Genomic DNA, 14,387 nt, shown 5'->3' with positions numbered 1-14,387 from the left:
ATAATACCTTTAGCTGCTTCAATCGCGAATCTGTATTACCTCAAGCTTCACGCAGGTTTTGAAGCATGCGCTGTGCAAGTGCAGACATGATCTCGGATTCTTCCGGTGTAAAATCTTTCTGGGCTTGCTGTTCCAACTCCTGAATCACTTCTCTCAATTCTTGTAGCGCAGAGCGCCCTTGATCCGTCAGGTATACCCGCAAACTGCGCATATCTTTCGGGTCTGCTTCACGTCTCACATAACCGGATGATTCCATGCGCTTGAGCATCACGGTTACCGTTGCGGGACTGCGCTTAAGTTGTTCGGCCAGGTTTTTCTGGGATTGGCCATCTTCCCGTTCAAGCTGGAACAGCAAAGGGGGCTGCCCCGGGTATAACTCGGGGTGGTTCACAAGTTTCTCATGAACCTTGTAGCGTTTCAGTTTCACGAGTTCGGATAGCTGTCCCATTAACCGATCATTTTGGACTGGGTTCATATCATCCGCTCCGTTCATATCCTTTTAGTTAGTCGACTAACTAAATCTTAAGTTTGATTTGACATATCGTCAAGTGAATACAGATCATTTATTTAGGACTGGGAATATTGACCTGACATAAAATGATGTGATAAATTGATATTATCTAATTGTTAATAACATAATGTTAATAACAGAATGGAGTTTGTATATTATGACTTACGAAGGTTCCTTTGGAGGAAAAGCCCCCGATTACCGGGAGCATCAGGATCAGGTACATATCAGTGAACAACAGTTTCTGGAAACGTATAATGCTGGTGATTACGAACGTCCTTCCGTCACCGTGGACATGTTGGTCTTTACGATTCGCAGTGAAGCTCAGGAGAATTATCGCAAGCTCGCTGAACCCGAACTCCAGTTACTACTAATCCGGCGGGGTGGTCATCCCTATCTGGGCCAATGGGCGTTACCGGGCGGATTTGTCTCCATGCAGGAATCATTGGAATATGCTGCTCGGCGGGAATTGTTGACGGAGACAGGGCTGGATGATATTTATCTGGAGCAACTGTACACCTGGGGAGATGTGGAGCGAGATCCGCGCACACGGGTCATCAGCTGTTCCTATATGGCGCTGGTCGATAGCAGCGAGCTGGAGCTTCAGGCTGGCGATGATGCCAGTGAGGCCAATTGGTTTCGGGTGGAGCAGCGGCTTCTGGAAGAGAAGCGCCATATCCATGAGCGTGGACGTGTGACAGAACGCAGATTGCAGTTGATTTTGACCAATGGAACAGAAGAGTTATCGGCAATTGTTGAAACGAAAGAAACGATAGAAGGAAAAGTACGAAGCCATCGTTTGACGTTGGGGGAGGTTCAGGGGGTTGCATTTGATCATGCCAAAATCATTCATTATGCACTTGAACGTCTGCGATCCAAGATCGAGTACACGGATATTGCATTTAATCTGATGCCGGAGACGTTTACGCTGACTGCACTTCAGAAAGTACATGAGATCATCAGTGGCAAAAAACTGCTGGCTGCCGCTTTCCGGCGTAAAATCGCCGATTGGGTTATTGAGACGGGAGAGTATGCGAGCAGTGCCGGTCATCGACCATCACGTTTATACAGATTGGACCCAGAGAGGCAGACACCCTGAAAAGGGGAAGCATCAATGAAATAGGAGAAGTGATTCAAGCCATGGGCGGGATTGCTGCAACCATGAGGAACAAGTAAAGAGGGGATAGGGATGGAAAAGTTTACGTTTTTTTGGCGGACTGCATCTCCGTTCTCACAGTGGCACCCGGCGGATTTTACCATGAACGGGGTTCACTATACGAGTGCGGAGCAATACATGATGCACCAGAAAGCGCTGCTGTTTGGCGATCAGACCATCGCAGACAAGATTCTGAAGGCAAGCTCTGCTTCGGTGCAAAAAAAGCTGGGCAGACAGGTCGCAAGTTTCGACCAGACTTTATGGGAAACGGAATGCCAGCGCATTGTCTACGAAGGCAATTGGGGCAAATTTACACAAAACGAAGAACTGCTAACCGCGCTACGTGCCACCCGTGGAACGACCCTTGTGGAAGCAAGTCCTGATGATCGTATCTGGGGTGTGGGACTGGCAGAGGAAGACCCACGTATTCGTAATCGAAGAACATGGCGGGGAACCAACTGGCTGGGTGAGATTCTCACCCGTCTAAGAGAAGATATAGGAAGTGATTCAGATGAGTGATAAGCAACAGTATAAGAACAATAGCAGTAATAACAAGAACAGCAGTGGACGTTACAACAACAACAGTACACTTGATAGATCAACGGGTATTACCGGCTCCAATCCACGTACCATGCGGGCCAGTATCGCACAGCAGACGCTGGCTATTTTGGATGAAGGGCAATACGTAAATGGGTATGATCGCAAGGTTGAGATAGGTATCGATGTGCAGCAAGCCATTCGAAATTCGGTATTATATCGTCCTTCGGAGCTTTCCACACTCAGGGGGAAGTTCCGTACAGAAGCTCACGCAGAAACTCATTCGGTAGCCTCATCAACTGAAGCTGAAGCTGCATCTGTGTCAGTGCGCATTGAGGTTACTGGAGAGACTACACTTGGAGCGGCTTCACGTTTGACGGTAGCTGAAGGAAGAGAAGATGTGGTCTGTCTGAACTTTGCATCGGCGAAAAATCCTGGCGGCGGTTTCCTTGGTGGAAGTCAGGCACAGGAAGAGAGTCTGGCCCGGGCGACAGGACTATACCCGTGCATCGCCCAAATGGATGAAATGTACGAGTACAATCGCAAACAGCGATCAGGTCTCTATTCGAATTATATGATCTATTCTCCGGATGTTCCGGTGATCCGTGATGATGAAGACCGACTGCTGGACCAATATTATGTATCATCATTCATTACTGCGCCAGCGGTGAATGCGGGTGTGGTGAAAGAGCGTGGAGAAGCTGATGATCTACAGATTGAGTCCGTGATGAAGGAACGCATCCGTTATATTCTGGACGTGGCTGCTACGAATGGTCATCGGACGATTGTTCTCGGTGCATATGGTTGTGGAGTATTTCGTAATGAACCGGCAGTGGTGGCGAAGTATTTTCACGATGTGTTAGTGGGAGAGGGATTTAAGGACTCCTTTGAACGAATTGTATTTGCTGTATATGATCGATCCTCAGGTCAGCGAACATTAAAGGCATTTCAACGTTTTTTGGCAGAGGCCTAATAAAAAAATATGGGATATAGATTGAATGAGAGCGCGTGAAAAGGAGATGAATGCCATGCAGTTTCATGAGAGAGAACAGGATTTATTTGAACTGGGGGATGAGTACACGCTTGCGCACTGCATATCAGCCGATGCAAGGATGGGGAAGGGCATTGCGGTACAGTTCCGGGAGCGATTTGGTTTGGAAAATCTTCAAGAGCAGGCCAAACAGGAGCCGCTTGAGATTGGACGATGTTATCCGGTAGGACGGACGATGAATCTGGTCACCAAGGTAAAGTTCTCCAATAAGCCGACGTATCAATCGTTGACTAATGCGGTAGAATCCATGCGAGACGTATGTGTGATGGATGGCATTACGAAACTGGCTATGCCCCGAATAGGATGCGGGTTGGACAGGCTGAAATGGGAGAAGGTCAGTCCGATTATCCAGGAAACTTTTGCCAATACGGATGTTGAGATCATTGTCTGTACACTGTGAGCACACATGGTAGAAGAGGATGGACTACAGCTTGCTGGCAGATCCAAAGCAAAAAACCTCAGCTTTGAAGGGAATAGAGCGTCCGTATGATTCATACAAACGCTGTTCCGATTTCAAAGTGAGGTTTTTTTTTGTTTTTTTATAGATGATGGGTATCAGATGTAACGGACACTTTATTTTTTGGAGAACATTTCTTTGGCTTCATCCATGGCCATTTTATTACCGATCGATGAGTAATCCAGCCAAGGCTGTGCACCAATCGGGTAGACATGGCCGGCTTTGACTGCTTTCAGGCCTTGCCAGATCGGATTGTTTTGCAGTTCCTTGAACATGGTCTGGGCTTCATCATCCGAATTCACAACTACAAAGATCGCATCTGCATCATAGTCCGGCAATATTTCACGGGAGACGACTTGATACGGTTTAGTTGAATCGATATCAGTGATCCCTTTGGCAGGAGTCAGACCGAGATCCTCATACAAAATGGGACCCATGGGACGGCGTGTACTGAATACACGCAATTCTTTGGCAGTAACACGAATCGCCATCACAGTCCCATCACCAATCGTATCATGAATCAGAGATTTCACTTCTTCCGTTTCGGTTGCGTAGTCCTGAATGTATTGCTCGGCTTCCTTCTCGCGATTCACAAGTTTGCCAATGTCTTTCAGATGGTCGCGCCATGTACCGTCATCCAGATTGAAGACATGCACCGGAGCAATTTTTTCGAATTTGGCAATATCACCACCGGAGAATTCTTCGTCCAGATAGATCACATCGGGTTTCAGGGCAAGCAAAGCTTCCATATCCGGGTCTTTAACCGGACCAAGTGGCGTTGTATTTTGAAGTTGATCAGCAACATGGGACAGGAAACCTTTGGCTTCGCCACCGATAACGGAACCAACCGGAGTAATGCCGAGAGACAGCAGATCATTGGTCAGATGGATCGACATGGAGGCAATACGTTGCTCTCCCGAACTTGCACTGTTGTCTTGATTCTTGGTTGAAGTATCCGTGGACGAACCACCAGAAGCAGATGATGAATTATTGGTCGTTCCACAGGCTGCAAGCACAAGCACCAGACAGATACTCATGACAAGCATAAGATTTTTCTTTAACATGGGTAATCACATTCTCCTTGAACATCTCTTGGATGTCTTAATTGTTTTTTGAAAAAAAGATCACTTGCTTCGTACTAACAGGTACAAAAAGTAAGGTGCACCAATCGCGGCAACCACCACGCCTGCCGGAATGGCATTAGGCTGAAAGATCGTTCGCCCGATTGTATCGGCGCTCACCAGAATAACCATACCGATAAGCCCGGCGGCTGGAATCAGATGCCGATGCATCGGACCGACAAGCCTACGCGCCAGATGTGGTGCCGCCAGACCGATAAAGCCGATTCCACCAGCCATTGATACACTAACGGCAGACAAAGCCACGGCACAGAGCAGCAAAATAATACGCTGGGATCGGACAGGCGTTCCGATACTGGTTGCGGCAGCATCTCCAAGATTGAAGGCATCGAGCGTTTTGGATCGACTCCAGATGTACGAGATACATAACACCACCCAAGGAAGCAACGCTTGCACATGAATCCAATCCCGGCCCCAGACGCTTCCTGCCAACCAGCGAGCGGCAAAGGAATAGGTGTCTTCATCCAGACGCAGGGATAGGTAGAGTGTCAAGGCATGGAAACCGGCCGCTACCGCGATTCCCACCAGAATCAGCTTAATGGGCGATACGCCGTTGTGCCGATCATAGGATAACAGCATGATGATTAGGGCGGCGGCCACACTGCCTGCAAAAGCAAACAACGGGATCAGCAAGGCAACAGAACGATCCATCGTAAAGGAAAGACTAACAAACACCATTAGTCCAAATGCCGCCCCTGCATGTAATCCCAGAATCCCCGGGTCCGCCAATGGATTGCGGGTGATCCCTTGCAAGGCTGCTCCGGCAATACCAAGTCCCGCTCCAGCCAGTACAGTTACCAGGATGCGAGGCAGTCGGTAATCAAACAGTACAATCTGATCATCCGAACTGCCATTACCAAACAAAGTCTGTAACACAGCCGCTGGGGAGAGACGAATGGTTCCCGTGTTCAGGCTGATCACAATAACGGCAATCGCGATGCAGAGCAGCGTGATACTGACAACTATCGAACGTTTACCTCGTGAAGGTGTATTAAAATTCATCGCTACAAGGCCCTCCTTTCTTTACGGGCCAGATAGAGGAAGAACGGTACACCGACAAAAGCGACCATAATGCCTACCGCGAGCTCCTCGGGCGGGTTCACGATGCGTGAGCCCAGATCAGCGAGCACCAGTAATATCGCTCCAAGCAGAGAAGACATCGGAATGATGAGTCGATAATCCACACCCACCAGTTTGCGTGAGATATGAGGGATGACAAGTCCGACAAATCCAATCGAGCCTACTGCCGACACGGACACACCAGCCAGCACAACAACCGCTGCGAGGGCGAGAAACCTCGTCCAGCGCAAGTTAATCCCGAGATTAATCGCTACTTCTTCACCGAGTGACATAAGGGATACACGCCGGGCGAGTGGCATGATCAGTACTAGTGTCACGAGCAGTACGGGAAGAATTAACTTCAGATGCCGCCATTCAATTCCGCCAAAACCTCCCGCATACCAGAAGGCCAGATCCTGACTCAGGTCAAAATAAATGGCAACGCCTGTGCTGAGCGAGGTTAACATGGCTGCAATAACCGCTCCGGCAACGGTCAGTCTGATGGAATTCAGACCACCAGGTGCTGCCATTCCAAGCAGGAAGATAAGCAGTGTGCCCAGAACAGCCCCGAGGAAGGATAAAAACATAATCCAGCCGTATGGCAGTCCGGGCCAAAAGGCAAAGCTCAGTGCTACGACAAAAGTGGCTCCAGCATTAATGCCCAGAATGCCCGTGTCTGCCAGCGGATTACGCGTAATGCCTTGCATTAAAGCTCCTGCAACGGCAAAGGCAGCGCCGATAATAACTGCGGCAAGGACACGAGGCAGCCGCAGCTCATGAATAATCTGATGTGGTGTCAAAGCTGGGTTGTACTGAAATATGGCAGCCCATACGGTTTCCAGCGTTAACCCTTTGGCACCTAAAGAGATTGCGACAAACATACTTAGCAGCAGTATGGCTATGGCAGACAAAAACGTCAGACCAACGGTCACTGCAGATTTTCTTGAATTAGACGGACGATGTGGCAGTCCCGGATGTTGAATACGGGTCACTCCTTTGGTACCAACAACGTATTTCATTGTTATTGATTATCATTATCAATTAGTGATCATTATAGAATCTTAATTCAGGCCCGTACATGGCATAAATTAAGATTCTGGAGATGGACATTTTTTAGATTACAAAAGTGAAGGTTTATTCGTCAACATAGAGAGCGCTTCATCGAGCTGGATGTTGATGGAATATGGAGCATATACGACCCATGAGTTCCAGTCGATGAGATGTACACGTCCGTTTTTTACCGCAGGATGGCTGTTCCACAGTGGATTCGAAGCCATCTCTTTCAACAGTGTTGCCTTTTCATGCATAGAATTAATCGCCAGTACCAGCACATCTGCCTCAAGTCCGTCCCATTCTCCTGGTGTGAAGGGCAGCCAGTTGAATCCAACGCCGGGAGATTTGCCAGCCAGTTCGGTCTGAATGCGCTGAGGAGCGGCCAATTGCAAGGTTCGATAAAAGACATGTCCAAAGTTCCGATGGCTGTACATCCGTGGACCTTTAGGTGTTAACGTGCCAACGGCAACGGTGATGTCCCCGACGAATTCCTTGATTTTTTTGCGTGCACGCTCTGCCTTGCGTTCATGTCGATCCAGCCAATCTGTCGCTGCTTGGGTACGATCCACAATGGATGCAATCTGATGCAGATGACCGAAGACGTCTGTCTGGTTCCAGGGAATCGTGATGATGGGCGCGACATCGCCAATATGCTCCATCGCTTTGGCAGCTGCATTGTCCTTGGTCAGAATCAATTCAGGATTCACATCCAGGAAAGCCTGACGTCCCTGTTCCCAAGGTTCATAGGCGTGGAAGGGCAGCGTCAGCGATTTGGGCATATGAGGAAGATGGCCTTGGATCTGAGCTGCGCATGGCGTGATGCCAAGTGTCATCAGGTGGTCCGTGTATGGATAGGAGAGCGACACGATATTTCGGTGGACCTGCTTCGAATAGGAAGTTGGCGCATAACCGGCATGGTTTCGGAAACGTCGGCTGAAATAAAATTCGTCACGGTAACCCACTTCACGAGCCACATCACGGATACGCAGATCTGAAGTAAGCAGCAATTCCTTGGCCCGGTTCATACGCAGATGAGTGATGTACTCAATCGGATTTTTCTGCATGCGGCTCTTGAATAGCTGCGAGTAATAGGACGGGTGCATGTCAGCCAGTTCAGCCAGCTTCTCCAGCTTGATCTCGTGCATATAGTTTTCGCGCATGTATTGCAGGGTGGACCTGAGCCACTGTTCGGGTTCATCCTGCCCAGCCCCCACGTCAGTCTGGTCTTCTTGAGGCCAGAGCATATGTAACAGTTCCGTCAGGAAGAGCTGTGCTTTCAAGCCCCTTTCCAAACCTTCATTGCTTAATTGTGTAAGCTGTGCGGCAATGCGCTGTATACCGTAAAATGGGCCCTGAATCCAACCTGTAACAGGTGAACTGAGTTCACGTTCGTAGATTCGTCTGGCTTTTGTTTTCTCCGTAGCCCGATACAGATCAAAGTGAATGATATATAGTTCAATATCATGGTCTTCATCACTAATCAGTTCAATTGCAGTTCCTGGTAGGGACAGACAAGCTGATTTGCGAACCACGTGAGATTGGATTCCATTCATGATCAGTTGGCCTGTGAATTTGTGCATGTATATGAAGGTATGATGAGCTAACTCAGTTGTGGACCAGCGCCATTTCTCACGGGTTATAATATGTTCTGTCTGACGAAGTTCGATCAGGGTATCATTCAGGAATGCATCCAGGTCTGCTCGGGTTGAGGATTCCTTTTCTGCATTGGGACTTGTCTGCTGGTCCAACGTGTGTGGATTCATGCCGCTGTGGGCGGTACCGGGGATGGTAGTCATGGTGCTATGCGACCTCCTCTCTTATGAACAGTTTAGGTAATAATTGAATCTGGAACGTAACATATTTTCTCGGACCTGAAGGTCTTTCTTGAACGACTATTGATGCGTTTCGCATGATGTTATGATTACTGGCTGTCTTGTCAAAAGCACGTTTGCAGTATAGTCAGAAGTTTTATGAATAGCACACGGGTATGATCCCGTTATCAGATGTAATCGATAGTTTAACCAGATTGTCGCTAGTTACAAGTTTGTTTAGGGACAAGACTTCTTGGCCCTAGTCTGCTGATAATCTTAGCAAATCTACTGGAGAATTGAAATGTACACAGATATGTTCGAGGCCCTGATGAGCTTGAAGTCTATTGAAAGCACATCATCGAAATCGTTTTCTGACGTAAGCGTTTCTTTTTGGTAAAATAAAGGGGATAACATGTTGGCCTGATCTGAATCATGAACCTTTTCAACTCAAATTGCAGTAGGGAGGCTTTAATATGACAGAAGTAGTGGGACGGGACAAAGTACGCTGGGGCATTATGGGCACGGGATGGATTGCATCCCAGTTTGCAAGGGATCTGGAGCATGCGGGAAACGCTGTGAAAGCAGCGGTAGGTTCACGGACAGCGGGAAGTGCGGAGAAGTTTGCAGCTGAATATGGTTTTGCACGCGCTTACGGTTCTTATGAAGAGATGCTGCAAGATCCTGAGGTAGATATTATCTATGTGGCAACACCTCACCCTGTGCATAAGGAGAATGTAGTGGCTTGTCTGGAGGCAGGTAAAGCGGTGCTCTGTGAAAAGCCATTTACGATGAATGCACGTCAGTTGGAGCAACTGGTGGAGACGGCACGGGAGCGTAACCTTTTCCTGATGGAAGGGATGTGGACACGCTTTTTGCCACCGATCGCTCAAGCCAGAGCATGGATTGCAGAAGGACGAATCGGTGAAGTACGTTTGCTACAGGCAGACTTTGGATTCCGTGTCGGCTGGGAGCCGGAAGGAAGATTGCTTAATCCGGATCTGGGTGGGGGCGCTTTGCTGGATGCAGGGGTGTACCCGATCTCCTTTGCATCGATGATCTTTGGTGAACAGCCCCAGCATGTATGGAGTACGGCCAATATCGGTGAGACGGGTGTGGACGAGCAATTTTCCGTGTTGTTGTCCTATTCCGAGGGACGTTCTGCATCACTGAGTGCTGCCATTCGTCTGAACCTTAGCAATGAAGCGGTCATATACGGTACGGAAGGCAAGATTCGTCTTCCTTTATTCTTGGCGGGTAAAGAAGCCTATCTGCATGTGAATGGTCAGGACGAGCCCGAAAAGTTCACGGATGATCGAACGTGCATTGGTTATGCTTTTGAGGCAGAAGAAGCGGGACGTTGTATCCTCGAAGGTCGGACGGAGAGCAACACCATTAAACTGGACGAATCCCTGGAAATCATGAAGCTGATGGACACAATTCGGGGTCAGTGGGGATTACGTTACAAATCGGAGTAACAGACAGGAGCTGACGTGTGATGGTGAAGATTCTGATATCCGGGTTTGAACCTTTTGGCGGGGATGCGGTGAATCCGACGGGGGCATTAATGGATGCTCTTGCAAACGAAGTGATCGAGGGTGCTGAGCTAAAAACAGTACTGTTGCCCGTGCACTTTGATGAATGTGCAGACCTGCTGATTGCAGAGATGGAAGCCTATCGGCCAGATGTTGTCATCGCCTGTGGGCTGGCCAAGGGCAGAACGTCCATCACACCGGAGCGGATTGCCGTTAATGTCAAAGATATTCCGCCGGGCTCCTACGCGGATAACCAGGGGCAGCGTCCTGTGGACGAGCCAATTGTAGATGGCAGCCCGGACGGTTTGTTCTCCACGTTGCCCATACGTGCGATGGTGGATGACATGTCCGCAGCAGGTATCCCCGCTACCGTGTCCAATACAGCAGGTACATATATCTGCAACAACACGATGTATCGGGTACTGGATCACATTCGTATAGGGCATCTTCCGATCCGTGCAGGATTTGTACACTTTCCTGCCTCCACAGAGATGGCTGTGTTGCAGCCTTCCGTTCCGTCGCTTCCTATTCCAATGATGCTGGATGCGCTGCGGATCATGATTCACACGGTTGTGGCTGATTCGTAGGGAATGGTTGCGATCGTTCGGCTGCGGTTGCAGGAGAACGTAGGCGAGGGTTAGATTCGTAGACCGCAGTTGTGAGAGGGAGAGCAGTGGGGTGGATGATGGAGTACAGTAGGGTTCAAGATGACGTGGAGAGCGTGTAGTTGCATGGTTTTTGTCTGCTTCGATCTTGGGTTGAGCAGAGTGTTAGATATGAGTATAAATATGAAGTTGAATATAAAGTGAAAAAAAGAGCTGTCCCATCGTCATAAGTCTGACGTTAGGGGACAGCTCTTTCTATTTGGTGTGTCATGGGTAGTGTAGTCCAACATGGTTAGTGAGGTCACTAGTTTGCAGCAAAGAATCTTGATGAAAGTTTTTTGCCTAGGTAAAAAATAGACTCTAAAACCGCAAACCGCAAACCGCAAACCGCAAATCCGAAACCCGAAACCCATTAAGGCTTATACAACTGTTGTTGGAAGGTAGGAATTCAGCAAAACAGGTACGGGGCAGTTAAAGGACAGACTCCGATTCGTGCCCTCCTGAATACGACCTTTACTAGCCCTAAGTAACTAAGCTCTTAAGAAACAAGACGCAAGGACACCACCATCACCCTGGCTAGCTAAGTGGTTTGTATCCACGAACACCCCGAATAGACTTCTACGAAGCTTACTCCTCAGAACACCTTGGAACGGACTCAAACGAACCGAGCACACGCTATTCTAGGAAAATCTGCACATACCAATTTCTAACGAATCGTAGGATCGTTATTGGGTGGAATGAAGCGGGTTTGTTGGTGATATGACCGATTTCTAACTGAATAGAGTGTCTGGGATTCGTTAGAATTTTCGTAGCATGATATTTGGCTAAATAAGGTGAACTGGGTTCGTAAGAGAAAAAAACTGCGAATTTGTAGCACCCTAAGTCTACTTTTACAAACCACTTAAATTTCGAATCCCCGAATAGGCTTCTACAAAGCTTGCTCCTCAGAGCGTCTTGGAACGGACTCTAACGAACTGAGCACACGCTATTCTAGGAAAATCTGCACATACCAATTTCTAACGAATCGTAGGATCGTTGTTGTGCGAAATTATGCGAGTTTGTCGGTGATATGAACGAGATTTAGCCGAATACGGTGTCTGAGATTCTTTAGAATTCTCATACCACGTTATTCGGCTAAATAAGATGTGCTGTGTTCTTTAGATATAGAGCGAAGTGAAACTAACTCAAATTAAATCAAAGCTAGATTCGCAACAGATCAAGGTCGAACTCGGGAACGAGTCCTTCTTTCATGGCGCGGCCAAGCAGTGCAGTGATTGCACCGTAACCATCATCACCCAGGTTGGCGCTGAACTCGTTAACGTACAGGCCGATATGTTGTGCAGCTACGTCAGGGTCCATTTCTTGGGCATGTTCCATAACGTATGCTCTCGACTCATCCGGGTGCGCCCATGCATATTCAACGGAGGCGCGTGCCCATCCGGCGAGGGCATGAGCATCCATGTTGCGACGTGCGATGATCGCTCCAAGCGGGATCGGAAGGCCTGTGTCGCTTTCCCACCAGTTCCCGAGATCTGTCATTAGTTTGAGATCATAATTCTGGTACGTGAAGCGTGCTTCATGGATGACAAGTCCGGCATCGATCTTGCCGTCACGAACAGCAGGCATGATCTGGTCGAATGGCATGACAACAATCTCGCCTACACCGCCAGGAACATTTTGCGCTGCCCACAGACGGAATAATAGATATGCTGTCGAGCGTTCACTTGGCACAGCAACCCGTCGTCCAGACAGATATGCTGGATCGGTCGTGCCATTTGCGGTCAGAACCAAAGGACCACAGCCTCTGCCAAGTGCGCCTCCAGCAGGAAGCAGAGCATAGTCAGATAACACGTATGGCAGTGCTGCATAAGATATTTTCATCACTTCAGGTGTGTCGGGTCCATCCGGATTTGCTGCCAGACCATTGGTAATATCAATATCAGCATAACGGACATCCAGCTTAGGTGCGCCCGGGATTAACCCGTGCACCCACGCGTGAAAGATAAATGTATCGTTTGGACAAGGGGAAAATGCAATTTTCATGATGTAATAACCTCCCGTAAAATGGAACTTGCGGCCCGGAGCGCATCGAGGGCGTCCTTGATGCGCCAAGCGTCGCGGTCGCGTGGACCGACCGCGTTGGATATGGCCCGCAGTTCGAGTGCTGGCACGCCGAACTGCTGGGCAGCTGTTGCCACGCCGAAGCCTTCCATGCCTTCGGCGGCGGCATCGGGCACGCGGCGCAATAGCTCCGCGGCCGTCTCCGCTGTTCCGGTCGCCGTGGACACGGTGACCGCAGTGCCTCCGCTGACAGCGAGCCCAGCCCGCTGCAGCTCATGGCGCAGGCGAGCGGCAAGCTCCGCGTCCGCCGCCACAATGGACGAGCCGAATCCGAGCTCGTCCACACTAAGGAAGCCGTCTGGCGTCTGCGAGCCCAGATCGGCAGCAACCATGGCGTCGGCTACCACGAGGGAGCCGACGTCTGCCCGGCCGGGGAACCCGCCGCCGATGCCGGCACTGATCACCAGCATGTAGGCTGGTGATCTACCGGTCCCGGCAAGGGGCCCCGGCCCATCCGATGTGGCAGATGCCTGTGCCACATCGGATGGGCTTGGCGCAGTGGAACCCTGCGCCAACGCCCTAGTGCTTGCAGCCACTACGGCATATGCCAATGTAGCGGCTGTTCCCGCAGCTGCCGAGGCTGGGCCAACGCCCGCAGCGATGACGTCAAATCGTTCCGCGGCCATGTCTCCCAAACCACGGAGGACCGCATCTTTCTCCGCATCAACCGCGGTTACAATTAACACACGTTGTGATGAATTTGCTTGTACCGGACTAGTATCTGAAGTCGTTGTTGCCCCGCTTAATTCTCCCTGTTGGTCACTAGTCTCGAATGAGGCGTTCGCTTTATTATTCTGATCTTTATCCTGTCTATGTTCATTCATCTCGGATTCTCCTTATGAGGTATTAGAAGTGTAACATATGCCTCCATAGTATCTTTCTTACAGCAAGTTTCTAGTTACACTTCTTAGGGTTACTACTTACTTCTATATTTTCGTGTAAATGTATAGTTCAGCTTATATAAATGGAATTCGGGCATATATTTGTCCACTACAAAAGGACATTTATCTTGATTTTGTCTTTCAAAGAGTGGACACTTTTTCTAAAAAGATACTATATCCATCCATGAATATGAAACACTACATATAGATGTTTTCAGATATAAAATTAAAAATAATCTATATGTAGAATATCAATTCCGAGGTGCTTTCTCATGTACTTGTCCACCCTTTGAAAGACAAATATGCAATATGTATGCTCAGTGCGGACAGCACGAGTTGGCACTCCAAACGAACAGATAAACGATTGAAAAGGCTGGAGTCTGCCCGACCCATCCAACGCGACTCATATATAGCCTTAGGATTTTAGACCAACAAGCCAAATGAATAACGGTCCAGTCTACACTCGACCACTCCATA

At 48.9% G+C, this 14,387-nt stretch carries 13 protein-coding genes; 6 read left to right on the top strand and 7 right to left on the bottom strand.

From position 1 onward, the window contains the following. Positions 1–40: 40 nt before the first annotated feature. Positions 41–475 (bottom strand): MarR family winged helix-turn-helix transcriptional regulator, encoded by a 435-nt coding sequence (locus tag MHI01_RS13095; protein ID WP_340983298.1) that lies wholly within the window; start codon positions 473–475, stop codon positions 41–43. A 193-nt stretch (positions 476–668) separates the two neighbouring features. Here MHI01_RS13095 and MHI01_RS13090 point away from each other — a divergent pair, with 193 nt between their 5' ends. From MHI01_RS13090 to MHI01_RS13075, 4 genes are all read left to right on the top strand, one after another. Beyond that, a complete protein-coding gene (locus MHI01_RS13090) occupies positions 669–1,607 on the top strand; it encodes an NUDIX hydrolase (protein WP_340983297.1) in 939 nt (312 codons plus the stop codon). Between the two features lie 90 nt (positions 1,608–1,697). Beyond that, on the top strand, positions 1,698–2,183 hold the full coding sequence (locus MHI01_RS13085) for an NADAR family protein (protein WP_340983296.1): 486 nt from the start codon (positions 1,698–1,700) through the stop codon (positions 2,181–2,183). Between the two features lie 112 nt (positions 2,184–2,295). Next, a complete protein-coding gene (locus tag MHI01_RS13080) occupies positions 2,296–3,174 on the top strand; it encodes a TIGR02452 family protein (RefSeq protein ID WP_340984857.1) in 879 nt (292 codons plus the stop codon). 25 nt (positions 3,175–3,199) lie between these two features. Then, positions 3,200–3,652: a macro domain-containing protein gene (locus MHI01_RS13075; RefSeq protein ID WP_308601005.1), complete on the top strand. Its 453-nt coding sequence runs from the start codon at positions 3,200–3,202 to the stop codon at positions 3,650–3,652. A 173-nt stretch (positions 3,653–3,825) separates the two neighbouring features. Here the strand turns inward: MHI01_RS13075 and MHI01_RS13070 are convergent, their stop codons facing one another. From MHI01_RS13070 to MHI01_RS13055, 4 genes are all read right to left on the bottom strand, one after another. Then, on the bottom strand, positions 3,826–4,773 hold the full coding sequence (locus tag MHI01_RS13070) for an iron-hydroxamate ABC transporter substrate-binding protein (RefSeq protein WP_253506027.1): 948 nt from the start codon (positions 4,771–4,773) through the stop codon (positions 3,826–3,828). Between the two features lie 60 nt (positions 4,774–4,833). Beyond that, entirely contained in the window at positions 4,834–5,850 is a 1,017-nt protein-coding gene (locus MHI01_RS13065) for a FecCD family ABC transporter permease (RefSeq protein WP_340983295.1), read from the bottom strand. Positions 5,851–5,852: 2 nt separating this feature from the next. Further along, complete coding sequence (locus tag MHI01_RS13060) at positions 5,853–6,926, bottom strand: FecCD family ABC transporter permease (protein ID WP_340983294.1); 1,074 nt, start codon at positions 6,924–6,926, stop codon at positions 5,853–5,855. Between the two features lie 99 nt (positions 6,927–7,025). After that, positions 7,026–8,756, bottom strand: a complete 1,731-nt coding sequence (locus MHI01_RS13055) for an AraC family transcriptional regulator (RefSeq protein WP_340983293.1) — start codon at positions 8,754–8,756, stop codon at positions 7,026–7,028. Between the two features lie 488 nt (positions 8,757–9,244). Between MHI01_RS13055 and MHI01_RS13050 the strand changes: the two genes are divergently transcribed. Both MHI01_RS13050 and MHI01_RS13045 read left to right on the top strand, forming a co-directional pair. Then, positions 9,245–10,246, top strand: coding sequence for a Gfo/Idh/MocA family protein (locus tag MHI01_RS13050; RefSeq protein WP_076329440.1), 1,002 nt, complete (start codon positions 9,245–9,247; stop codon positions 10,244–10,246). A 20-nt stretch (positions 10,247–10,266) separates the two neighbouring features. Beyond that, entirely contained in the window at positions 10,267–10,890 is a 624-nt protein-coding gene (locus MHI01_RS13045) for a pyroglutamyl-peptidase I (protein ID WP_340984856.1), read from the top strand. Positions 10,891–12,108: 1,218 nt separating this feature from the next. On the opposite strand, the gene MHI01_RS13040 is transcribed toward MHI01_RS13045, so the two are convergent. Both MHI01_RS13040 and MHI01_RS13035 read right to left on the bottom strand, forming a co-directional pair. Continuing rightward, on the bottom strand, positions 12,109–12,951 hold the full coding sequence (locus MHI01_RS13040) for a 1,4-dihydroxy-6-naphthoate synthase (RefSeq protein WP_017690309.1): 843 nt from the start codon (positions 12,949–12,951) through the stop codon (positions 12,109–12,111). Then, positions 12,948–13,853, bottom strand: coding sequence for a futalosine hydrolase (locus MHI01_RS13035; RefSeq protein ID WP_340983292.1), 906 nt, complete (start codon positions 13,851–13,853; stop codon positions 12,948–12,950). The genes MHI01_RS13040 and MHI01_RS13035 overlap by 4 nt, the downstream gene beginning before the upstream one ends. Between the last annotated feature and the right edge of the window lie 534 nt (positions 13,854–14,387).

Source organism: Paenibacillus sp. FSL M7-0656, assembly GCF_038003225.1.
Lineage (GTDB): Bacteria > Bacillota > Bacilli > Paenibacillales > Paenibacillaceae > Paenibacillus > Paenibacillus amylolyticus.
The sequence above is the reverse complement of the archived record's forward strand: the minus strand, read 5'-3'. Positions and strand labels throughout refer to the sequence as shown.

Bases quoted from the DNA above. Each gene is read 5' to 3' on its own strand.
- MHI01_RS13090 (WP_340983297.1), top strand. From the start codon at position 669: ATGACTTACGAAGGTTCCTTTGGAGGAAAAGCCCCCGATTACCGGGAG.
- MHI01_RS13045 (WP_340984856.1), top strand. From the start codon at position 10,267: ATGGTGAAGATTCTGATATCCGGGTTTGAACCTTTTGGCGGGGATGCG.
- MHI01_RS13075 (WP_308601005.1), top strand. From the start codon at position 3,200: ATGAGAGCGCGTGAAAAGGAGATGAATGCCATGCAGTTTCATGAGAGA.
- MHI01_RS13085 (WP_340983296.1), top strand. From the start codon at position 1,698: ATGGAAAAGTTTACGTTTTTTTGGCGGACTGCATCTCCGTTCTCACAG.
- MHI01_RS13080 (WP_340984857.1), top strand. From the start codon at position 2,296: ATGCGGGCCAGTATCGCACAGCAGACGCTGGCTATTTTGGATGAAGGG.
- MHI01_RS13055 (WP_340983293.1), bottom strand. From the start codon at position 8,756: ATGACTACCATCCCCGGTACCGCCCACAGCGGCATGAATCCACACACG.
- MHI01_RS13065 (WP_340983295.1), bottom strand. From the start codon at position 5,850: ATGAATTTTAATACACCTTCACGAGGTAAACGTTCGATAGTTGTCAGT.
- MHI01_RS13060 (WP_340983294.1), bottom strand. From the start codon at position 6,926: ATGAAATACGTTGTTGGTACCAAAGGAGTGACCCGTATTCAACATCCG.
- MHI01_RS13050 (WP_076329440.1), top strand. From the start codon at position 9,245: ATGACAGAAGTAGTGGGACGGGACAAAGTACGCTGGGGCATTATGGGC.
- MHI01_RS13095 (WP_340983298.1), bottom strand. From the start codon at position 475: ATGAACCCAGTCCAAAATGATCGGTTAATGGGACAGCTATCCGAACTC.
- MHI01_RS13040 (WP_017690309.1), bottom strand. From the start codon at position 12,951: ATGAAAATTGCATTTTCCCCTTGTCCAAACGATACATTTATCTTTCAC.
- MHI01_RS13070 (WP_253506027.1), bottom strand. From the start codon at position 4,773: ATGTTAAAGAAAAATCTTATGCTTGTCATGAGTATCTGTCTGGTGCTT.
- MHI01_RS13035 (WP_340983292.1), bottom strand. From the start codon at position 13,853: ATGAATGAACATAGACAGGATAAAGATCAGAATAATAAAGCGAACGCC.